The sequence below is a fragment of the Runella limosa DSM 17973 genome (assembly GCF_000482465.1).
In the GTDB taxonomy this organism is placed as follows: domain Bacteria; phylum Bacteroidota; class Bacteroidia; order Cytophagales; family Spirosomataceae; genus Runella; species Runella limosa.
The window spans coordinates 85,941-108,838 of sequence record NZ_KI519431.1; the positions used below are offsets into that span (position 1 = coordinate 85,941).

Below are 22,898 nucleotides of genomic sequence, written 5' to 3' on the forward strand. Positions count from 1 at the left end.
AGCCCAAAAACCAGCAATTCACCAAGCAGGCATTTTACTTCATAAAACCCACTTTTTAGTACATGAAAATTAATACTCTTATCATAGACGACAACCCCAATTGGCGCTTGACCTTGAGTAAGTTTGTAGAAATGAACCCCGTTTTGAAGTTGGTGGGCATTTGTGAATCGGCGTTTGAAGCATATGCCAAACTGACCGAACAGGAAATTGACTTGTTGATTTGTGACATCGAAATGCCTGACATTTCGGGGATAGGTTTAGCCAAAAGCCTCCCCAATGGACCACTTATTATTTTTGTAACTTCCCACCAAGAATATGCCTTCGACTGCTACGAGGTATCACCAGTGGACTTTTTGCTTAAACCTTTGAATTTTGAGCGTTTTTTGTTGAGTATCGAAAAAGTCCGAAAACGCCTACTTAGCCAGCCTGAAGACATTACTATCGCTCCCTATTTTTTTGTGCGTGACGGGCACAATTACGCGCAGATAGCCTACCATGAAGTGCTCTACATGAAAGCACAAGAGCATTTTTTGCACATTGTCACTCCTACTCACACTTACAGTCCGCTGCTTTCTATCTCTAAAATCGAAGAACAACTCAAAGGTGACGTGTTTCTGCGGGTACATCGCTCTTATCTGGTGCATCGGGCCGCGATTATGACCATCACCAAAGACGATATTATTTTGAACAATAACGAAAAAATCCCTATTGGAGAGCAATACCGCAGCCTTATCAATCGCAAACACCTTGAAGGCAAACTCCTTAGCAGAAATAAATAAATTCCAAAACAGCCCATTGAAACCCATCAAAATGCGTTCCGTCTTTGTTGCCATTGCATTTACAACGTGCCTATCCCTTCTAACGCAAGCCCAAAGTAATATACCCAAAAAACATACTACCCCAAAAATAGACAGTTTGAGCAAGCAGTTTGATGCAGCCAAAAGTGATACCGAAAAAATCAACGTACTGCGCAATGCTCCCCATCGTATTGATGACTATTATGAAAAACCTATTCCCACAATAAATCTCTATAATAGAGCGCTTAACATCGCTGAACGCATAGAGGATAGAAAAAGCACCATTTCTTTTTTGATAGAAATAGCGCATTTCCAGATGTATGCCCTCTTGGATGAACCCAAAGCCTTCAAGCTGTATTCACAGGCGTTACGCTCTGCTCAAGAAGAAAAAGATGACGAAGCCTGCGCCATCATCTGTTATGAATTGGCGGTAATATACGAGCACCAATACTTCCAAGAAGAGGCATATACCTATCTATTCAAATCGGTTGAGTACGCCAAAAAACTCAGGGTTGCCTTTATTAAACCTCACCCATGGCTAAAAGTGATGTACTTGGAAAAAAAGCAGATAAAAGAGGCCCTAAAATTTTGCAGAGAATTTGTCAACTATGTGGACACCCGAACCGCTTCTGCTACTTTCAAAATAGTCGCTTATGGAAATTTATATGACGTATTGAGCAAAATCCCAGGAAAAGAACAGGAAAAACAGCTTTACAAACAAAAGATTATTAAACTACTGCCTAAAATAGACCAAAACACCAACTTTTATTTTTCGGATGATATTGCAAGGATTTGTTTAGCTATCGAGCAATACGATTTGGCAATTGAAGTCGCCAATCAAGTTTGTAAAAAACCAAGCGTAAATAAACAGGTTGACATAAGAAAAATGCTCGCTTACGAAATCCTCTCAAATACGTATGAACGCCTTGGGCAATACCAAAAGAGTTTAGAAAGTCAAAGACAATACACCCAACTTTATGCAAAAATCTATAAAAACATGGTTAATTTAGAATCTGGTCGGAAAGTCATTCGGACAGAAGGCGAACGTAATTTGATTTTAAAACAAAATGAGGTTGAAAGAGAACGGTTTTATAGAAATTTGAACTTTACCGTAGCGGCCTTTTTGGTTCTTTTATCAGGATTAGTATTGCTTTTTTATAAACGAGAACAAAAACGAAAAAAAGAACTCACCCACCTCAACACCACCAAAGACAAACTTTTCGCCATTCTCTCGCACGACTTACGCTCGCCCGTGGGCATACTCGAAAACAACGTCATGCTCACCAATTGGGGCGCGTTGAGCCAAGAAGAGTTTTCTCAAATGACCAACAATCTCGGACAAGAAATCAGCCAAGTACGCACCATGCTCGATAACCTCCTCCAATGGTCAGTTTCTCAAATGGGAGGTATTAAACCAATCAAAGAGCAAATTCGTTTGCTGGACTTACTCGAAAGCCAAATTCAGGTATTATCTCCTGCCGCTACCAAGAAATCCATTCAGGTCATTAATAGTGTCTCCGACAATACCACTTTGGTGGCGGATAAAAATCATTTAGCCATCATTGTTAGAAATTTACTTCAAAACGCCATTAAGTTTACCCACTCAGGAGGCAGCATTTCCATCAAAGCAAATCCTCAGCAAGATAAACTAATGGTTGAAATCCGTGACACGGGCATCGGAATGTCTAAGGAGCGCTTGGCAAACCTATTTCGCTTGAGTACCACTTCTTCTAAACTAGGAACGGACCTTGAACAAGGTACGGGGCTGGGACTCGTCTTGGTCAAAGAGTTGGTAGAAGCCAACGAAGGAAGTATTGAAGTAAACAGTGAACCCAACCAAGGAACGCTGTTTAAGCTTTATTTCAGGACAAGCCCAGCAGCGGCATTATCCTGAAACAATCCTCATTTCTTATGCCTGTGGGGTACTTTTAGGCCCTTTAGAATGCCCCCCTCGGCGGAAAGGTCGTTTGTTGCTTTTAGGTTTTTTGTTGGGCGACGCAGGTTTATACACAGGAGCATCACCGAGGCTTGCTGGCAATGCCAACTTTGGTAGTTCCTTTCCAATAAGTCGCTCAATAGCAGCTAATTTTTTTTGGTCTTTTTCGTTGATAAACGTCACGGCCGTACCCGTCGTAGCCGCGCGGGCTGTGCGTCCAATGCGGTGAATGTAGTCTTCGGGGTCGTGGGGTGCGTCAAAATTCACGACCAAATCAATTCCTTCTACGTCAATGCCTCGGGAAAGAATATCCGTCCCAATCAAAATAGGCAAAGCCCTGCTTTTAAACTCCCGCAAAATCTCTTCACGTTCTTTTTGCTCAAGGTCGGAGTGAAACGCTTTGGCTTTGATTTTGGTCTTCCGAAGCTCTTCATTGAGTTTTTTTACGTTTTCCTTCGTGGAAGCAAAAATGATAATGCTTTCGTAGCTTCCCTCCTTCAAAATATGCTTTAGCAACGGTATTTTTTGGGCATCATACGCCATATAAATCTGCTGAAGAATCCCCTCCGCAGGTTTGGCAACGGCAATGCTGATTTGTTCGGGATTCTGCAAAATCGTCTTGGCCAACGTTCTGATTTTGGGCGGCATGGTTGCCGAAAACAAAAGTGTTTGGCGCTGCGAAGGTAAGTAACTGATTATCTTGATGATGTCATCGTAGAAACCCATATCTAACATACGGTCGGCTTCGTCCAAAATCAAATGTTGCAGGTGCTTAAAGTTGATTTCGCCCATCTGTAAAAGCGCAATCAAACGCCCTGGTGTAGCAATAATCACATTGCCACCATCGGCCAAAGCGCGGCGTTGTTGACTCCATGCGGCACCATCGCCACCGCCGTAAATGGCAATGGAACTTACGCCCGTAAAATAGCCCAAGCCTTCGATTTGTTGGTCAATTTGGATGGCCAACTCGCGGGTAGGGGCTAAAACAAGGGTATTGAGATGCCGAATTTCGTCGGGTGCAATGATAATTTTATTCAGAATTGGCAACAAGTAGGCGGCAGTCTTACCCGTTCCCGTTTGGGCACAGGCAATGAGGTCTTTATTGTCAAGAATAACGGGAATTGCTTGCGCTTGGATGGGGGTGGGTTCATCAAACCCCATGGCATTTAGCCCATCCAAAAGCTCATATTCAAAGTCAAAATCGTCGAAAGTCAATGGTGATGTGATTAAAGGTGAAAGTACAAAAATAGGGTTTTTAATACAATAATCTACTTATCCCCTTTCTTTTACCACAATAAGGCCCTGTCCTACCCCTTTCCGCCTCTCACCAAAAGCCAAATGGCCAAAGAAAGTTCGCCCAAAGCCATGGGAACGCTTAAAATCCCTTCGATTTGTTTACGATAAACCGAAAAATCAGCTATAATCTGTTGGGCAGCATGAATGCCCACGTAACAAATTCCCGCAAAACAGACCATAGAACCAAGCCATTTTGGGATTTTAGGCGACTTTAAAATCAAATACCCTAACACCAACAAGTGAACTCCAAACAAAATTAGCCCCAACGACCACACCCGCAAGAAATCTTCTAAATGCGCCATGACCTCCGCTGCCTTTGGCATTTTGGCTGAATCTAACAAAGGGAGCAGCGGAAGTAGCGCCGCACCGAGCGAGAGCGAATAGACCCAGCGAAGCACCGCCGCCAGCATCGACAAGTGTGAATTGGTACTGTAAAAGAAGCCGTAAAGCGCCCAACCTACCACTACATCCAAGAGTAAAATCCCGACGAAGGTGGCTACCACCCAATATACGAGCGAAGGTGTTTGGTTAAATTGTTGAAAAGTCGCCAACGTATCTCCTTCTACGTACAAGGTTTCAAACGCATAACCGTAGCCAACTCCCGCCAATAAGGCCATCAAAATCAACGAACTACCTGCCCAAAGCGCCATTGAGCGCTCCCGATTTTTTGTAAATCCCATACACTTTATTTTTTGAATGTTGGGCACAAAATTATCGGCTCGCTTTGGTACAATTCATTAACTTTGGGTAAGAAATGAATGGCTTTGAGAAAATCGACGAAATCGGGAGGTTGTGAGCAACCTCCTGCACACTTCCGTGAGTTTGGTTGCTCACAACCAAACGAAAACCGCAGAAAATGGAGGTTGTGAGCAACCTGCACATTTATAACTTCTTAAACTTCAACGTCAATTTTGTCATGCGGGGAGGGTCATAGAGCGTACTTCGCGTTTCCATCTCAAACGCATCTTCATACACGTTGCGCGGATAAATGTTCCAACCGCCCGTTTTAGCCACGGTATCACGCAAGGCAATGACATTTTGTTTTTGGTATTTTTCCCACTGAAAACGTTTATTTTCGGTCGCTCCTTTGAAATGCCCCTCAAACGTACCATCGGGCAAAAAACGTACCCAATCCATGTACTCGTCAAACTGCACCCCGCTGATGTGCGGAATATGCTTACCTTCTTTAAAGACAGGGGCTTCATCCATCAGTATTTCTTGAATTTGCCATTTAGACACCGCCGTTAGTCTGGCTTGGGCCTCGTCAACATTCTCGGCAGGACGGTTACAGCCTAGCACTATGAATAGAAAAATGGGTAGGAAATAGCGTAATTTCATCGCTTTTTTTCGTATTTTTAGCCTTAAATGAACTTCTCGAAAGTTCTAGAACTTTCGAGAAGTTGTCTCTCCGTACAAGTATAGCGCATTTTTTTAAAACAATGAACCGCATCGACCGCCTTACGGCCATCTTGATCCAATTGCAATCTAAGCGCGTAGTGAAAGCCCAAGAAATCGCTGACCGTTTTGAAATTAGCCTTCGTACCGTGTATCGCGACATACGCGCCCTCGAAGAAGCGGGCGTTCCCATTGGTGCCGAGGCGGGCATTGGCTATTTTTTAGAAGATTACCACTTACCGCCCGTTATGTTCTCCAACGAAGAAGCGAGCGCTTTGCTTTTTGGGGCCAAGCTGGTGAGTAAAATGGGCGATGCTTCGCTCAATGAAAGTTTTGAATCGGCACTTTACAAAATCAAGTCCGTGCTTAAACGTTCGGAAAAAGAACACCTCGAAGACCTCGATAGCCGAGTCGCCGTTTTGAACCGTCGCCGTCAACAGCCGTTTTCGGAGCATTTGCTCAATCAAATTCAGCAGGCCATTGTGCGCCAACACGTTTTGTTAATTGATTACGTATCCAACTATCAGCCACAAGCTACGCAGCGCGAAATCGAGCCCATTGGCCTTGTTTATTACAACTCACATTGGCACTTGATTGGCTATTGCCGCCTTCGGGGAGACTACCGCGATTTTCGTACCGACCGCATTCAGCAATTAATCAATACCGAGAAGTTTTTCCAAAAGCAAAACCTGTTGACCCTTCAAGCTTACCTTGGTCGCCTTCGAGTACAGGAAGAATTAGAAGAAACGGTCGTTTGGGTACACCGTGGTGCGGCGGTTTTTATGCAAGAACAAAAGTACAGTTGGGGGTTTATTTCGGAAGAAACCCAAGGCAAATACGTCCGTATGACGTTCATGACCCAGTACTACGAAGGCATTGGTCGGTGGCTGCTGTCGTACGGTAAGCACATCAACGTCGAAGGCCCTCAAAAGCTCAAAGATACCATGCGCGACATCGTTTCGGAAATGGCCGAACACTATCTGCAACCCTACTGACATACTGTTGTCACCACGGCCTTTTACCTTTGTAGTGTCAAATAAAACAACACATTATTTAACCTACAACAAGCCATGACAACAATTAATCCTTACTTCAGTTTTTTGGGAAACACCGAAGAAGTTTTCCTTTTTTACAAATCAGTTTTTGGCGGAGAGTTCGCTGGACTTCAACGCTTTAATGACATCCCTGGCGGCGAAAACATGTCGGCCGATGAGCAAGAAAAAATCATGCACATTACCTACGAAATTGCGCCTGGCTATGTGATAATGGGCACTGACTCCCTCGAAAGCGCTGGCCATACGGTCAACATTGGCAACCATATTTCTCTTTCTATCGGAACTGACAGCAAAGAGGAAGCCGAACGCCTCTTCAACGGCTTGTCGGCAGGCGGAGAAATTGAAATGCCCCTCCAAGACACGTTCTGGAATGCCTACTTTGGTGCTTTTACCGATAAGTTTGGCGTCAAATGGATGGTGAATTACGACTATCCCCAAAAATAACTTAGCAGCTATTACCCCACTTTTTTTCAACAGCCATGAATAACAAATATACCAAACCGTTCACTGCCCTCGTCTTTACGACCCAAACGACACTTCCACAGTTAGGAACACTCGTTGGGCACGTTGCCCAAGATTTATACCGCGAAGCAGCGGCACTAAATTTACTTCCAACGGGGCCTATCCACTGGAATTACGTAGGTTTGGACGGTAAGCCTGACACGGTTTTTACCCTCGACATTGTGTTACCCGTTCAAGGCAAAGAAGTGCCTTCTGGTCGCTTTGCCTTTCAAACCATTCTACCTTTCAAGTGCGTATCGCTTGTACACGAAGGCCCTTGGGAAGAGCTTCCTCAGGTGTATGGAAAAGCCATGGGTTTCATCCATTCACAAGGCTTGCAATTGAGTGGTGCCAACCGCGAACTCTATGTGATGATGGACTTTGAAAACAGCGAAAACAACGTCACCGAGGTGCAAATTGGGATTTTATAGAATAAATATAGTTTGAGTGTTTGAACCTCCCGAAAGTTAAAAACTTTCGGGAGGTTCTTTTTTGTAACCGCATTCCCCCTCAATAATTTGACATAACTTTTCGATTCACTTGCAAGATTCGGCTGAGTTAGTAAATTTGTCCGTTCACAATCAGATTCTAACAATTGATTTTTTCTATAACCTCCAAAAACTTAAACCTACCATGCTCGAAGCTGCTGTACAAACCAAAATAGACCAATGGCTTGGCGGAAATTACGATGCTGATACAAAATCAACGATCCAACAACTCCTTGACCAAGAAAATAGTACCGAACTTACCGATTCGTTTTACAAAGACTTAGAATTTGGAACAGGAGGTTTGCGCGGTCTGATTGGCGTGGGTTCCAATCGGATGAACCAATACACCATCGGGGCAGCTACGCAAGGGTTGGCCAATTACCTCAACAAAAATTTTGCAGGAGAAGCCATTAGTGTGGCGATTGCCCACGACAGCCGCATCAAATCGGATGAGTTTGCGCGAGTAACTGCCAATATTTTTTCGGCCAACGGCATTGATGTGTATCTTTTTGAAGCCCTTCGCCCTACGCCAGAACTGAGCTTTGCCATCCGTCTTTTGGGCTGTAAAAGCGGCGTTGTCGTGACGGCTTCTCACAATCCTAAAGAGTACAATGGCTACAAGGCATACTGGGACGATGGCTCGCAAGTGGTAGCCCCGCACGACCGCAATGTGATTGCAGAAGTAAACGCAATCCAGTCGATTGACGACATTAAGTTTGAAGGTGATAGCTCTAAAATTCACCTCATTGGCAAAGAAGTGGACGAAAAATACCTCGACCAAATCGTCTCCCTTTCTATTTCTAAAGACGCCATTGCACGCCAAAAAGACCTTAAAATTGTCTTTACGCCCATCCACGGAACGGGCGTGACGTTGGTACCGCCGTTGCTCCAAAAAATGGGCTTTGAAAACGTGACCGTCATTGCCGAGCAAGCCGAAGCCAGCGGCAACGGCCAATTCCCAACGGTAGTGTATCCCAACCCTGAAGAGTCAGAAGCAATGTCGATGGCGGTGAATAAAGCCAAAGAAATCGACGCTGACCTTGTACTGGGCACCGACCCCGACGCTGACCGCGTGGGAATAGCCGTTAAAAATCACCACGGTGAAATTCAGCTCCTTAACGGCAACCAAACCGCTACATTGCTCATTTATTACCTCCTCCAAGCGTGGAAAGAAGCGGGTAAATTGACGGGTAAAGAGTTTGTGTGTAAAACCATCGTCACCACCGACCTCATCGATAAAATGGCGGCGGGTTATGACGTTTATTGCTACAATACGCTCACGGGCTTTAAGTACATCGCCCAAGTAATCAGAGAGTTAGAAGGACAACAACAGTTTATCGGTGGTGGCGAAGAAAGCTATGGCTACCTCATCGGAGATGCTGTGCGCGACAAAGATGCCATTGCTAGTTGCGGAATGATTGCCGAGTTGACGGCCTACGCCAAAGACAAAGGCTTGAGCTTGTTTGATATGCTGATGGAAGTCTATAAACAATTTGGCTTCTACTACGAAGGGCTCATTTCATTGACCAAAAAAGGAAAAGCGGGGGCCGAAGAAATCCAGCAAATGATGGCCGACTTCCGCGCCAATCCTCCGCAGTCGTTGGCAGGCTCGCCCGTGGTTCGCATCGACGATTATAAGTTTTTGAAACGTACCGAAAACAGCACGACGGTTGACATTCCTTCGGGAAGTATGGGTATCGAATCGTCGAACGTACTTCAATTCTTTACCGCCGATGGCACGAAGTTTACCTGCCGCCCGTCTGGTACAGAGCCTAAAATCAAGTTTTATGTAGGCGTCGTAGCACCACTCAACAGCAACGAAGAGTTTGATGCGGTTTACGCTTCATTGAAACAAAAAGTAGCCTCTATCGGGGAAGAATTGGGATTGAAATAAGACCAAATAATAATTTTTTTTAAAAATTTTTGGGCAGATAAAATAATTTGCCGTATATTCACGTTACGTTTAGAGTCCCAGCTAAAACCTGGGGCTTTTCATCATAGGTTAAGTGTGAGAAAAGCCATTCGCATATAGCGAGTTGGCTTTTTTGTTTTAGAGGTTCTTCCGTATTTTTACACCCAACCAAATTCTACCATATACAACGTACAAACCCTAATCAACTCGTAATGAGGAAAATAAATACCTTACTATGGTGTCTTACCCTGTGGGCTGGGGTAACGCTCTCGTTCAAAAGTTTGGCCCAAGATGCCAACTACGAACGCGACTATAAACGTGCCGTAGCACTCTATAAAACAGGCGAATACAACCTTGCCATGGCTGATTTACTGCTGTTGACGGCCCGCAAATACCAACATGGTCTGGTTCCTTTTGCCCAATACTATTACAGCTTGGCGGCCCTCAAAAACAACCGCCCCCTCGAAAGTCAACAAATGTTGCTCCAACTGAGGGAACGCTTTCCTGAATGGAAAAAAATGGACGAAGTGTCGTATTTGCTCGCCGATTTGTCGTTTCGGGACAAGCAGTACAACAAAGCCTTGGAGTACTTATCTGAAATCACCAATGTGTCGGTCAAAAAGGACGTAGAACCACTCAAACGCGTGTATATCAACCCCGTTCAAGACTTAGCGTTGTTAAAAAAGCTCAATCAGCAACACCCTTCCGACAAGATTGTTGCCCTTCGGTTGATTGACGTTATTCAACGAACCTCCAACGACAAAGCCGATTTGGAACTGTCTGATGACCTTACGAATCGATTTGGTATTGCTCCCACCAAGCCTGTCAACGACGTGACGCCGATGAAAAAAAACACCAATAGTCAGTCAAAGGGATATTATAACATTGCAGTCATTCTACCATTTAAAGTAAAGGAGTTTTCGCCCAACCAGCGCGTTCGTAGCAATCAGTTTGCTTACGACATGTACGAAGGGATGAAACTCGCCAAAGCCAAGCTCCAACAAGAAGGAATTTTGGTGAATATGTTTACCTACGACATAGGCAGCGACCCCGAAGATATGCTAAATGTGGTCAACAATACCAATTTTGCCCAAACCGACCTCATCGTTGGCCCCGTTTACAGCGAGCCAGCCAAACTTGCCGCTGATTTTGCCCAAAGCAATGGCATTTTTTACGTTCACCCCACTTCGCTCGTGACCGACCTAAGTGCGAATTTTTCCAACACGCTTTTGTTGCAACCTTCTTTTGAACGTCAGGCGTCTCAAAGTTTTGATTATATGCGGTCGTTGCCCGCTGCTACTTCCAAAAAAGTAGCCATCTATTACGGCAGTTCTCGCCGCGACTCCACGTTGGCCGCAGCTTACCGCACCAAAGCCACCGCTTCCGGCTATCAGGTGTCGGATTTTCGTCGTACCCGCGAAAAACTAGACAGCACTGCGACCATTTCGAGCGTAAACAAACCAGGGCACATTGCCGTTTTTAGTAGTAATGAAAACGATGGAAACAAAATTTTGGCTTTGATGGAAAAACGTCAGATCAACGTTCCACTACTTGCTAACTCTACGGCTTTTAATGTAGGCGGAGTTGGGGCAAATGCCTTCAACAACCGACCTATTTATATCATTGATACCGAATTCATTGATATTGCCAAATCCCAAGTCCGTGATTTCCAGAATTTGTATTTTTCAAAACGCAATACCGTTCCGTCAATTTATGCCTTGCAGGGATACGACCTCGTGTTGTTTTTTGGGCGAATGCTCCACAAATACCAAAACCAACTACGAAACGGGTTAGACGTTCGTTCGTACGACGACGATTATTTATTGTCGGGTTTTAATTACCAACATTCCAACGATAACCAAGTTGTACCCATTATCCAAATCGACGATGCGAGGTGGGTGCGGGTCAATGCTCAGTAACCAATGAAAATAAGGTTCACACAGAAAGAAACAGATGTGTTTCACAGATTGTCCCAGATTCCTTCTGCGTTCATCTGCGGGTAGTACATCTGCGAGAAAAAAAATATTAACTCAATTATTTTTGCCAAAACAGAAATGCAAATCACTCAAAGTCAAGCACTTTTCGAAAAAGCTAAACAATACATCCCAGGAGGGGTCAACTCCCCCGTACGTGCCTTTCGTGCCGTAGGCGGCTCCCCTATTTTTATTAAATCGGCCAAAGGCCCGTACCTCTACGACGAAGACGGCAACCAATACCTCGAATGTATCAACTCTTGGGGTCCCATGATTTTGGGCCACGCCCACGAGCTCATCGAAAAAGCCGTATCGGATGCCATTCAAAACTCGTTCTCGTTTGGGGCGCCTACCCGCAAAGAAGTTGAAATGGCCGAGCTAATTATTAGCATGGTGCCTTCGGTCGAAAAAGTACGGATGGTTAACTCGGGCACAGAAGCTACGATGTCGGCCATTCGCGTGGCGAGGGGCTACACGGGCCGCGACAAAATCATCAAGTTTGAAGGCTGTTACCACGGCCACGGCGATAGTTTTTTGATTGCCGCAGGGAGTGGAGCCGTCACGATGGGCGTCCCTGATAGCCCAGGCGTCACCAAAGGCGTCGCCAACGATACACTTACGGCTCCTTTCAACGACCTCGCCGCCCTTACCAACCTCGTCGAAGCCAACAAGGGCGAAGTCGCGGCGTTGATTTTAGAACCTGTGGTTGGGAACATGGGTTGCGTGCTGCCCAACGAAGGCTACCTCCAAGCCATCCGCGACTTGTGTACCAAAGAAGGTATCGTTTTGATTTTTGACGAAGTAATGACAGGATTCCGTTTGGCCAAAGGCGGCGCGCAAGAGCGTTTTGGCATTGTGCCTGACATGACCACGATGGGTAAAATCATCGGAGGAGGAATGCCTGTAGGTGCTTACGGCGGTAAGCGTGAAATCATGGACTGCGTATCCCCCGCAGGGCCTGTGTATCAAGCAGGTACGCTCTCAGGAAATCCGATTGCGATGTCGGCAGGTTTGGCCATGTTGCGTTACCTCGACAGTCATCCTGAAGTCTATACCCGTCTCGAAACGGTGGGAACAACCATCACAAACGGTTTCAAAGCATCACTCCAACAACTCGGACTGAACTATACCATCAACCAAATTGGGTCGATGTTTACGTTGTTTATGACCGACCAGCCCGTGACCGATTTTAACTCGGCCAAAACCTCCGATTTAGCGTTGTTTGGGCGGTATTTTCAGGCCATGTTGAAGCGCGGCATTTACCTTGCCCCTTCGCAGTTTGAGAGCTTATTTTTCTCGTACGCACTTGAAGATCAGCACGTTCAACAATTGATTGAGGCCAACGAAGAAGCGTTGAAAGAGGTGTTATAACTTCTCATTAAGATATACCCCACGAGCACAGAAATAGGTGTGTTCGTGGGAGTTAGTCCTCCAGTAAACATACCCTAACAGGGTTTATTTTTTACTGACTGTTTGATTATTTCAAAGGGAAACTAAATTTACCTTCTTTAATCCTAACAGTTTTAATAGGTGAGCCTCCCATCAACTCTATTTCAAAATTCCCCGTGATAGCCTCTTCGGAAATAGACTCAATGATCATTTTACCCGTCAAATTTCCAGAACTGTACGTAGTAAAGGCATCAAGTGAATAAAACACCAATCCAACTCCGCCTACTCCCAGATTATAAGTACCTGTCGCTGAGGGTTGTTTAGACATTACCAAACTCAATACTTCTTTATTGTTTTTTTGACCTGAATAAAGAATATTTTGCGTTCCATCTGGGTTTTTTACACCCAAACTACGGCTCACCGTTGCCGACTCCCACAGGTTTCCATCAATGGTTGCTTTCAAAAAAAAGGCAGGTTCGACGCTTTTCTTGTTGCAAGATTCTCCCAAAACCAGCAAACACAATAAAATACCAATAAGATGTTTCATAGCTTCAATAGTTAGTTATAGATTTTACTTAATCGCCTCAAAACAATACGTATGATAGCCCGTACGGGTAAATATTCGCCCCTTTTCACCGTCTTTGCCTGGCAAACCCGTTACAAAAACCCAAAAGTGACCGTCTAACTTTCCATCGGTGTCAGAGGGAATATCCCACAACAATTTGGTGGTTTTCAGCTCACGTGCACGCAGCCGCCCCTTAGAAAGATAATACAAAATCCCCCCAGCATAGTACGAGCTTGTGTAGGAAAGTGTTTCGTTGGGAAGTTTCCAAATCTGCTCCCCCGTATCGGCATCTACGCAGTAAAGTGTACTCATACTATCATACAAAACCATGTAGCGATCTTCAAATATTCCCTGTATCTCTGCAAAGCTTGGCAATACTTTAATCCATACGCGGTCTCCTGTACGCCAGTTGTGACATACCACCTCGTTACTGGTAATAGTGTACATTTTATCACCCCGCAAACGAACTGCTCCGTTCAGAACACCTACCTTTCGCCCCCCCCACAACGATTTACGGTCATATAACCACTTCTGTTGCGTGAGATTATAGAGTGATAAATATGCCTCATATTCATTCCGTTCAGAACCAAGTTCAGTATAGGTAATCAACAATAATGTATCTTTTCCTTCTACTACTGGACGAACGTCATTGATAGACCCCACATGAAACGGCGTAATCCCCAGTCCAACATGTTTACGGCTGTAATTGGGCATTAGTATTTTTTCCTCCTTACCTGTTAGAACATCCCCCCGATAAATGAATTGTTCCCAAATGCCTTTATATAACTCTATGGGAGTACCAAATGTAAAGTACTGCGCCCCTAAGCCGTAACATAACCCTACCCCCGAATATCCAGTCGTTTTTTTCCAGACAGTCGTGCCAGTCTCCACATTAATACAATAATTACGTGGGCCATACTGATACAGTAAAAGGTTTTGGTATTGATAAACCTCGTGACCTTGATAATTATGTAACATAATTTCCTCGGTTGGTCTGATGACATCGCGCCAACGCCATTTACATTCTCCTGTTTCAGTATTTTGTAAGCAAAGATGATTGGCTAATGAAGCAGAATTTTCGTTGAAAGTACTTAATAAAGCATTTTGGATAAAGATATTTCCTATTACACCATTAGCAGGGTTTATGCCATCGCTACTGGTAGGTACTTTCCAAATTGGTTTTTTCTGAAAAACTACCCCGTTTTCGTCCACTTTTTCAAGGTTAATCCGCTCCTTGCAGGAAGTCATGGTTACACCTATTAGTGTAACCATGATTAGTACATTCAGCCATTTCATCGGCGTGGAATAAAAAAGCTATTGCCAAACTGAGTGCCTGCATCAAAAGCTCTATTTAACTCATTCCGTGATACAAGACTCCGTCTCATCTCCTGATGATTATTCCCCGCTAATTCTCGAATTTCAGCATTCGACGACCACGTCGTATTTTCGGCTATCTGTGAGCGGCGCGGTACAAGGCCGTCGGTTTGGTCACGAGCAAACATCGTTACGTCGTGCGTTGGCTCAATGTTAGATAATACCCTTACAAAGGCATTAATGGAGTGGTTAGGAAATGAGTTAAATAAAGTCATATATAGCTGTTTTAATGTACTGATTTTTAGACAAATACTTCATATTCAAGCCTTTTTTAGGCTTTATTTTCAAGTTATTTTCTCAAAAGCAGGGTAAAACAGGGTAATTATTGGCAAGCTAGAAGCTTTTTTAGGCAAACGCAAGTAGTAGTTGTACTTTTGATTAAACGGTAAAAAAATGTCGTCTTTTTTCAAAACCTACTGCCGAAAGTGTAGTTTTGAACAATAGAACGATTATCCGATTTGTCTTATGCCCAAACGCATTATTTATTGGTTCCGAAACGATTTACGTTTACACGATAACGAAGGGTTTTTCAAAGCGACCCAAGACGCCGAAGAAGTGATTCCTGTGTATGTCTTTGATACGCGTCAGTTTCAGCAACTCGACCGCCTAGGATTTCCCAAAACGGGCACATTTCGGGCAAAATTCCTGCTCGAATCCGTCCAAAACTTGCAAGATAACCTCCGCAAAAAAGGCGGTAACTTGGTCATTCGTACGGGAAAACCAGAGCTTATTCTGAGCGAATTGGCCCGTGAGTATGCCGCCGAAGCGATTTATACAAGCAAAGAAGCAGCCCAAGAGGAAGCCGACATCGAAACGGCACTTTCCAAAAAACTCAAGGTTGACAACGTTGAGTTTGAGGTATTTTGGCAATCTACGCTCTATCACCCCCGCGACCTGCCGTTTTGGGTTTCGCGTATTCCTGATACGTTTACGGAGTTTCGCAAAGCTGTCGAAAAACAGTCGAAAATACGCCCGACGTTTCCAGCGCCTGCGGCCGTTCGTCTTCCTGAAGGAATTGAAATTGGAAAGATTCCCGAAATCTACGAGCTGATTCTCTTTTCGAGCCTCCCCGTTTCTGACGCCCGTGGCGTGCTTACTTTTCACGGAGGAGAAACAGAAGGTTTGCGTCGATTACAGAATTATTTTTGGGATACCGATCACCTCAAAGTCTATAAAGAGACCCGCAACGGTTTGCTTGGCGAAGACTATTCGTCCAAATTTTCGGCTTGGTTGACCTACGGTTGCGTTTCGCCACGTCACATCTACGAAGAAGTGAAACGCTACGAAGCCCAGCGCGGCGCCAACGAATCGACTTATTGGCTCGTTTTTGAGTTACTTTGGCGTGATTATTTCCGTTTTATTACCCTAAAATTTGGCTCTCGTATCTTCAAAGTCGCTGGTATTCAACACAATATTTTGCAAAAATGGGAAAATAACCACGAGCTTTTCCAAAAATGGCTCAACGGACAAACGGGCGTTCCTTTTGTAGATGCCAACATGCGTGAGTTGCAATTGACAGGCTTTATGTCGAACCGTGGACGCCAAAATGTGGCTAGTTTTTTGGCCAAAGATTTACACCTTAACTGGACATGGGGAGCGGCTTATTTTGAAAGCCAACTCATTGATTATGACGTATGTAGCAACTGGGGCAACTGGAATTATGTGGCTGGTGTGGGCAACGACCCGCGCGAAAATCGCTATTTCAACATTCACACCCAAGCTACGCGCTACGACGAGAAAGGTGAGTACGTCAAGACCTGGCTTCCCACATTTGCCAACGTTCCCGCAACCAAAATCCACCAAGTTTGGAACCTCAGCCCTGCCGAACAACAAACTTTTGGGGTACAGCTCGGCAATGATTACCCCCACCCCATCGTTAATGGCAACAAGTGGTTAAAAAAGTAACCACTTTTCTTTCAACTCAACCATAATACGATGACTATCAGACGCTATCTACTTACTGCAGGAACAACAATTTTGACTTCAATTGCGACTTATTCGCAGGATTTTATTCCTGCGTATGATCGTTTTTCGGGCAAAGAAACTTCCTACTTAACCCTTGAAGACGGCACTAAAATCGAAGGTACGCTCGAAGACCTAGACCGCCGCAAAGGTTTAATTGAAGAAGTAACAATTAAAGATGCCAACGGCAAAAAATGGAAGTTTACGCCCGACAAAATCAAGTCGATGTACTTGATGCCCAGTGGTTTTTCTAAATTTTCGACCAACATGGACGTGGGGACAAAAGTAAAGAAATGGGACGCAACCTACATCGACAGTGAAATCATCAAAAAAGGGTACGCCTATTTTGAAAAGGCCAAAGTAGCCATCAAAAAAGACCAAGAAATGCTTTTGATGCAACTTCTTAACCCAGGTTTTAACAGCAAAATCAAGGTATTTCACGATCCTTTTGCAGCCGAAACCATGCGGGTCGGTTTTGGAGGCATGACCATGGCGGGTGGCGACGACAAATCGTACTACGTACAGGTAGGTGACAACGTAGCCCAAAAACTCAAAAAGAAAGACTACGACGACGAATACAAAGTGCTTTATTCGAGCTGCCCTACTTTGCTCACAAAGGTGGGAGAAAAAATCCGCTGGACGGAATTTTCTAAAAACGTCTATGAATATACGTTTGAATGCCAGTAATCAATTTAAGGGGTAAAATACAAAGCTACGAATAACAAGTTTGGAAGCGGCAAAAGTCCAACATACCGCAAAAATTTGAGCATTTTTACGAATAAACGAGGCTATCTCAAAAGTAACAGGTTACAAAATATTCTTTGGTTTTAACCTCATCCCAACCCTTATCCTTTCTGGAGAAGGGCTCTAAAAGTCCCCATCTCCAGAAAGGAGAGGGGGATTTAGGGGACGGTCGGCCGCTGCCGTGAGGTTGAATAGGTGCCGAAGATAATTTGGTGACAAAAACTTTTGAGACAGCCTCGTTTATTTTTTACCAAGAATAACTCAAGAAAATCCGTTTACCACACTAACCTTGGGGTATATTTTTAGGCTAATACTCCCTCTTCTGCCAAATACTTCCACACAGTGGAAATGTTACAAACCCTAAGATTATTCCTTAACCAAAAATCATCTGCTTGTGGCGTAATTACCAAATTTTGATTTGCCTGCAAATCATCCATCGCCACGGTATTACCCCTTGAAAGCGTTGGAAGGTTACCATATTTTATTTCAATTGCTACTTTTACTTTGGTGTTTTGTACCAACACTAAATCTACTTCTGCTTTATCCTTCGTACGATAAAAGTAGGGCTCAACGTCGGAGCGAAGATTAGCTATTATTTGCTGGATAACGTACCCTTCCCATGAACCACCCAAGGCTATATTTCCCAACAACCCTTCAAAATTTCGTATGCCCATTAGGTAGTGCAACATACCTGTATCTGTAAAAAAAAGCTTTGGCGATTTCACTAGACGTTTGCTTATATTAACAGAATATGGGTACAAACGACGGATTAAAAAAGCAGATTCTAGAAAATCAACATAGGTTTTTACCGTAGGAAGTGTGATATTCAACGAATTAGCCAAATCAGTATATGTCAACAGCCCACCTTGCACGCTAGTCAGCATACTTAATAAATTTCGAACTGTGACAGGCGTCGCAGTCAATCCTAAAGCAGGCAAATCTCGTTCAACATAAGTCTGAATAAACCCTCTAAACCATAATTCCATTGCTTTGTCATTGGGTGCCAATAACGCGTCAGGAAATCCTCCTCTGAACCAATGATCTTGGTACCTAATTCCCGCATGAACTACCTCCCGAAGATGTAAGGGAGCCATTTCCAGATAAAGTATTCGTCCAGCGAGTGATTCGGAGCTCTGTCTTAACAAATCGGGTGAAGCCGACCCCAATAGAATAAATCGGCCTGGACGCCGATTCCTATCAATCATCGAGCGTAACAACGGAAATAATTCTGGCATTCGTTGAATCTCATCTAACACCACGACTTTGTCCTCATGTTCTTCAAGGTACAAATCGGGCGCTGTTTGAAGTTTCGCATAGTCGGCAAAATACTCTAAATCTAAATAAATGCTTGGTCGGTTGATTTCACGAATCAGCGATTTTACAAAAGTAGTCTTTCCAACCTGCCGAGGCCCCAAAATGGCAATGCTTGGTAGGTAAGCCAATGCCTCCGTCACTTCTGTATAAATGCTTCTTGTAATCATAGTTTTTTCTAAATAAACAGACAAAATTAAAATTTCATTTTAGAATTGTCTGTTTATTTATTCACAAAGATTATTTTTTACCAAGAATAACTCAAGAAAATCCGTTTACCGCACTAACTTTGGGGCAAAGGGATTCCAACAAACAAGAACGTTATATTCCAAAAGATGACAAACTACATCGAAGCCAACAAAGATAGATTTTTGAGCGAGTTGCTCGACTTGCTCCGCATTCCATCGGTCAGTGCAGATCCTAAATTCAAAGACGACGTACGCCGTTGCGCCGAAGCAGTCAAAGAGGCCATTTTGAAAGCAGGTGCCGACCTCGCCGAAATCCACGAAACCCCTGGCCACCCAGTCGTTTATGGTGAAAAAATCATTGACCCCGCGCTCCCAACCGTGCTAATCTATGGCCACTACGACGTGCAGCCTGCCGACCCTTACGAGCTTTGGGACTCGCCGCCGTTTGAACCCGTCATCAAAAACGAGCGGATTTATGCCCGTGGTGCTTGCGACGACAAAGGACAGTTTTACATGCACATCAAAGCCCTAGAAACAATGGTGGAAACGGGCACGCTGACCTGCAACGTCAAAATCATGATTGAGGGAGAAGAAGAAGTGGGCTCTGACCACCTCGGAACGTTTGTGAGAGAAAACAAAGAAAAACTCAAAGCCGACGTCATCCTCATTTCCGATACCAGCATCATCGCCAACGATACGCCTTCCATTGAAGTAGGATTGCGCGGCCTGACTTACCTCGAAGTAGAAGTAACGGGTGCCAATCGCGACCTCCACTCGGGCGTGTATGGTGGTGCCGTAGCCAACCCAATTAATGTATTGTGCGAAATGATTGCGTCGTTGAAAGACGAAAACAACCACATTACGATTCCTGGGTTTTATGACAAAGTACAAGAACTAAGCGCCGACCAACGCACCGCGCTCAACGAAGCGCCGTTTGATTTGGACGAATACAAGCGTGACTTGGCCATCGACGAAATTGAGGGCGAAACGGGATATACCACCATCGAGCGTACAGGCATCCGTCCTACCCTTGATGTGAATGGGATTTGGGGAGGATATATTGGAGAAGGTGCCAAAACGGTGCTGCCTTCTAAAGCTTACGCCAAAATCAGTATGCGCCTCGTACCCGACCAACACAACGACGAAATTTTGGAGTTGTTTACCCAACATTTCTTGTCGATTGCGCCACCGTCGGTCAAAGTGATCATCAAACCCCACCACGGCGGCCTCCCATACGTTACCCCCGTTGACTCGGTCGAATACCGTGCCGCAGAACTTGCGATGAAAGAAGCATGGGGCGGAAAACAACCCGTGCCTACGCGCGGCGGCGGAAGTATTCCGATTGTGGCGTTGTTTGAACAAGAGTTGGGTTTAAAGTCTATTTTGATGGGCTTCGGGCTTGACATTGATGCCCTTCACTCGCCTAATGAAAGCTACGGTTTGTTCAATTTTTACAAAGGCATTGAAACCATCCCGTTGTTTTTCAAGCATTATGCTGAATTGAAACGGTAATTGGTATCAATAATTCTCCCTGTCGCTACGAGTAGGGTTTCTTAAATGAAGCCCTACATCAGGGTTTTTCGTTAAAAATTCCCTATTTTGCATCGCTAACACTCGTTAGTCGGGAAACCCACCGTAAAAATTAAACATTTCCTTTAAAAAAGATTATTTTTCCTATGAGCGAAACTTCAAGCCTCTTCAAAGCGGGCGTCGTAACAGGAGATGGTGTGAGCGAACTTTTTCGTCATGCCAACCAAAATGACTACGCCCTTCCTGCTGTCAACGTAGTAGGTACCAACTCCATCAATGCAGTTCTTGAAACAGCGAAAAAAGTAAACTCGCCTGTCATCGTCCAATTCTCAAACGGCGGTGGGATTTTCTACGCAGGAAAGAGCATTTCAAACGCGAACCAACAAGCTGCCATTGCGGGCTCAATCTCAGGTGCAATGCACGTTCACCAAATGGCTGAGTTGTATGGTGTTCCAGTAATTTTGCACACCGACCACTGCGCAAAAAAATTACTTCCTTGGATTGACGGTTTGTTGGATGCAGGCGAAAAATATTTTGACCAACATGGTAAGCCTTTGTTTAGCTCACACATGATTGACTTGTCAGAAGAGCCTATCGAAGAAAACATCGAAATCTGCTCAAAATATTTTGAGCGTATGTCAAAACTTGGAATGACGCTTGAAATCGAACTAGGCGTAACGGGTGGCGAAGAAGATGGCGTGGATAACACCGACGTAGATAGCTCAAAACTATATACTCAGCCTTCGGAAGTAGCGTATGCGTACGAAGAGTTGAGCAAAATTTCGGACAAATTTACCATTGCGGCAGCCTTCGGAAACGTACACGGCGTGTATAAGCCAGGTAACGTAAAATTGGCCCCAATTATCTTGAAAAATTCTCAAGACTATATCCAAGAAAAATTCGGGACAGGCCCACTTCCAGTAAATTTCGTCTTCCACGGAGGTTCGGGAAGTAGCCGCGAAGAAATCCGCGAAGCCATCCAATACGGCGCTATCAAGATGAACATTGACACCGATATGCAGTGGTCAACTTGGGAAGGTGTCTTGAAATATTACAAATCAAAAGAAGGATACTTGCAGTCACAGTTGGGTAACCCAGAAGGCTCAGATTCTCCGAACAAAAAATATTATGACCCACGCGTATGGCTTCGTAAAGGCGAAGAAAGCATGGTTGACCGCCTTGCAGTTGCTTTTGAAGACCTAAATTGTATCAACCGTTTGGGATAATTTCGGCGTGATTTTTGCACTAGAAAAGCGGTGAAAATAAAATTTTCACCGCTTTTTCATTTTACCCCTTTTTTCATTTATTTTTAGTGCATGAACGACGCCATACTTCAGTACTACCTACCCCATCAGCTCTCGCCCAAACGCCTCGACCGCTACCTCGCATCAGGCTGGTTTCGGACTGTAAATATGCTATTTAGAGCAAAGGTAACGTGCTTCGATAACGATATATGCTCCCCCATCAATATCCGTATCAACCTCGCGGAACATGAGCATTCGAAGCGCATGAGAAAACTACTGAATAAGAACGGAAAGCTTTTTCGGCACGAAATTCGCAAGGCGACCATCACCCGCGAAAAAGAAGAACTATTCCACCAACACCAGCGTCGGTTCAGAAGTTTTTTGAGTAATTCTTTGGAAGAATTTTTGGTACTTACACCACGCTTCGAAACCTACGAAATCGACATTTATGACGAAGACCGCCTGATTGCTATCAGCTACTTTGACCAAGGCCACAACAGCCTAATGAGTCTGCTGGGGCTGTTTGACCCAGGTTATTCTTCGTACAGTTTGGGGATTTATACCATGCTTCTCGAAATGGAATATGCCAAATCGACCGAGCGCCAGTGGTATTATCCTGGTTACGTTCACGAACGGCCTTCCATTTACGATTATAAGCTTCGAATCGGAAAACCCGAAATTTACGATTGGCAAAGTCGCCGCTGGCTTCGCCACATCGACCCGCATAAACTTCCCAACTGGGCCGACCACATCAAGAACCGCACTTACGCGCTTGAACACGCCCTGCAAATGGTAGAAATTAGTTTCCAACGCAAAGTTTATCTTTTCTTTGGTTGGCATTATTTCAATTCTCTCTACGAACAACTATTCCACTGCCCACTTATGCTTGTCTTATCTGACGGGCGCGTGGTGGCTTACGACGTAGAACGCGACCAGTACGTGTGCGCCAAATTGGAGATTTACGTACCATTCCGCGATATTCAAATGACATTGGCCCCCGATTTTGACGTGGCAGTGCACCACACGGACGTCATGCGGGTTGTCGAGTTTACCTATCGTACTGCAAGTGCCAACGACATGGTGAATTATATTTGGAAAACCACCTACCCGCAACAAGAGATTAGCTGGTGGATCAAATCAAAATTAATGAACTAGCAAACTTGGCAAGTTTTACTCCGACACAATCAAACTTGGCAAGTTTTTACTCAGACTCAAACGAAACTTGCCAAGTTTCTACT

At 44.5% G+C, this 22,898-nt stretch carries 20 protein-coding genes; 13 read left to right on the forward strand and 7 right to left on the reverse strand.

Annotation, left to right across the window (positions count from 1 at the left end):
* Positions 1 to 62 precede the first annotated feature (62 nt).
* Complete coding sequence (locus tag K339_RS0130565; protein ID WP_028526987.1) at positions 63 to 779, forward strand: LytR/AlgR family response regulator transcription factor; 717 nt, start codon at positions 63 to 65, stop codon at positions 777 to 779.
* Between the two features lie 31 nt (positions 780 to 810).
* Complete coding sequence (locus K339_RS36400; protein ID WP_051398376.1) at positions 811 to 2,691, forward strand: tetratricopeptide repeat-containing sensor histidine kinase; 1,881 nt, start codon at positions 811 to 813, stop codon at positions 2,689 to 2,691.
* A 15-nt stretch (positions 2,692 to 2,706) separates the two neighbouring features.
* Here the strand turns inward: K339_RS36400 and K339_RS0130575 are convergent, their stop codons facing one another.
* The 3 genes from K339_RS0130575 to K339_RS0130585 form a co-directional block, all read right to left on the reverse strand.
* The gene (locus K339_RS0130575) at positions 2,707 to 3,948 is read right to left on the reverse strand and encodes a DEAD/DEAH box helicase (RefSeq protein ID WP_028526989.1); all 1,242 of its coding nucleotides are present in this window, start codon (positions 3,946 to 3,948) and stop codon (positions 2,707 to 2,709) included.
* A gap of 92 nt (positions 3,949 to 4,040) precedes the next feature.
* Positions 4,041 to 4,709, reverse strand: coding sequence for a DUF4386 domain-containing protein (locus K339_RS0130580; protein ID WP_028526990.1), 669 nt, complete (start codon positions 4,707 to 4,709; stop codon positions 4,041 to 4,043).
* 202 nt (positions 4,710 to 4,911) lie between these two features.
* Positions 4,912 to 5,367 (reverse strand): hypothetical protein, encoded by a 456-nt coding sequence (locus K339_RS0130585; protein ID WP_028526991.1) that lies wholly within the window; start codon positions 5,365 to 5,367, stop codon positions 4,912 to 4,914.
* Positions 5,368 to 5,468: 101 nt separating this feature from the next.
* On the opposite strand from K339_RS0130585, the gene K339_RS0130590 reads away from it, so the two are divergent.
* The 6 genes from K339_RS0130590 to hemL all read left to right on the forward strand — a co-directional run bounded on the left by K339_RS0130590 (position 5,469) and on the right by hemL (position 12,724).
* A complete protein-coding gene (locus tag K339_RS0130590) occupies positions 5,469 to 6,419 on the forward strand; it encodes a helix-turn-helix transcriptional regulator (RefSeq protein ID WP_028526992.1) in 951 nt (316 codons plus the stop codon).
* 75 nt (positions 6,420 to 6,494) lie between these two features.
* Complete coding sequence (locus K339_RS0130595; RefSeq protein WP_028526993.1) at positions 6,495 to 6,923, forward strand: VOC family protein; 429 nt, start codon at positions 6,495 to 6,497, stop codon at positions 6,921 to 6,923.
* 35 nt (positions 6,924 to 6,958) lie between these two features.
* The gene (locus K339_RS35415; protein WP_051398377.1) at positions 6,959 to 7,411 is read left to right on the forward strand and encodes a GyrI-like domain-containing protein; all 453 of its coding nucleotides are present in this window, start codon (positions 6,959 to 6,961) and stop codon (positions 7,409 to 7,411) included.
* Positions 7,412 to 7,613: 202 nt separating this feature from the next.
* The gene (locus tag K339_RS0130605; RefSeq protein ID WP_028526994.1) at positions 7,614 to 9,362 is read left to right on the forward strand and encodes a phospho-sugar mutase; all 1,749 of its coding nucleotides are present in this window, start codon (positions 7,614 to 7,616) and stop codon (positions 9,360 to 9,362) included.
* 230 nt (positions 9,363 to 9,592) lie between these two features.
* Positions 9,593 to 11,299 (forward strand): ABC transporter substrate-binding protein, encoded by a 1,707-nt coding sequence (locus K339_RS0130610; RefSeq protein ID WP_051398378.1) that lies wholly within the window; start codon positions 9,593 to 9,595, stop codon positions 11,297 to 11,299.
* 135 nt (positions 11,300 to 11,434) lie between these two features.
* Positions 11,435 to 12,724, forward strand: a complete 1,290-nt coding sequence (gene hemL, locus K339_RS0130615) for a glutamate-1-semialdehyde 2,1-aminomutase (protein WP_028526996.1) — start codon at positions 11,435 to 11,437, stop codon at positions 12,722 to 12,724.
* Between the two features lie 106 nt (positions 12,725 to 12,830).
* Here the strand turns inward: hemL and K339_RS0130620 are convergent, their stop codons facing one another.
* From K339_RS0130620 to K339_RS0130630, 3 genes are read right to left on the reverse strand one after another with little or no spacing between them, the layout of a single operon-like run.
* Positions 12,831 to 13,289, reverse strand: coding sequence for a DUF6252 domain-containing protein (locus tag K339_RS0130620; protein WP_028526997.1), 459 nt, complete (start codon positions 13,287 to 13,289; stop codon positions 12,831 to 12,833).
* A gap of 24 nt (positions 13,290 to 13,313) precedes the next feature.
* A complete protein-coding gene (locus K339_RS0130625) occupies positions 13,314 to 14,579 on the reverse strand; it encodes an outer membrane protein assembly factor BamB family protein (RefSeq protein WP_169731918.1) in 1,266 nt (421 codons plus the stop codon).
* 20 nt (positions 14,580 to 14,599) lie between these two features.
* Positions 14,600 to 14,896, reverse strand: coding sequence for a hypothetical protein (locus K339_RS0130630; protein WP_028526999.1), 297 nt, complete (start codon positions 14,894 to 14,896; stop codon positions 14,600 to 14,602).
* A gap of 250 nt (positions 14,897 to 15,146) precedes the next feature.
* On the opposite strand from K339_RS0130630, the gene K339_RS0130640 reads away from it, so the two are divergent.
* The gene (locus tag K339_RS0130640; protein ID WP_028527000.1) at positions 15,147 to 16,586 is read left to right on the forward strand and encodes a DASH family cryptochrome; all 1,440 of its coding nucleotides are present in this window, start codon (positions 15,147 to 15,149) and stop codon (positions 16,584 to 16,586) included.
* Between the two features lie 30 nt (positions 16,587 to 16,616).
* Positions 16,617 to 17,330, forward strand: coding sequence for a hypothetical protein (locus K339_RS36405; RefSeq protein ID WP_028527001.1), 714 nt, complete (start codon positions 16,617 to 16,619; stop codon positions 17,328 to 17,330).
* 359 nt (positions 17,331 to 17,689) lie between these two features.
* On the opposite strand, the gene K339_RS0130650 is transcribed toward K339_RS36405, so the two are convergent.
* A complete protein-coding gene (locus tag K339_RS0130650) occupies positions 17,690 to 18,868 on the reverse strand; it encodes an ATP-binding protein (protein ID WP_028527002.1) in 1,179 nt (392 codons plus the stop codon).
* A 165-nt stretch (positions 18,869 to 19,033) separates the two neighbouring features.
* On the opposite strand from K339_RS0130650, the gene K339_RS0130655 reads away from it, so the two are divergent.
* The 3 genes from K339_RS0130655 to K339_RS36410 all read left to right on the forward strand — a co-directional run bounded on the left by K339_RS0130655 (position 19,034) and on the right by K339_RS36410 (position 22,815).
* On the forward strand, positions 19,034 to 20,398 hold the full coding sequence (locus K339_RS0130655) for a dipeptidase (RefSeq protein WP_028527003.1): 1,365 nt from the start codon (positions 19,034 to 19,036) through the stop codon (positions 20,396 to 20,398).
* Between the two features lie 164 nt (positions 20,399 to 20,562).
* On the forward strand, positions 20,563 to 21,642 hold the full coding sequence (fbaA, locus tag K339_RS0130660; RefSeq protein WP_028527004.1) for a class II fructose-bisphosphate aldolase: 1,080 nt from the start codon (positions 20,563 to 20,565) through the stop codon (positions 21,640 to 21,642).
* A gap of 90 nt (positions 21,643 to 21,732) precedes the next feature.
* Positions 21,733 to 22,815: a hypothetical protein gene (locus tag K339_RS36410; RefSeq protein WP_051398379.1), complete on the forward strand. Its 1,083-nt coding sequence runs from the start codon at positions 21,733 to 21,735 to the stop codon at positions 22,813 to 22,815.
* The last annotated feature ends 83 nt before the right edge of the window (positions 22,816 to 22,898 follow it).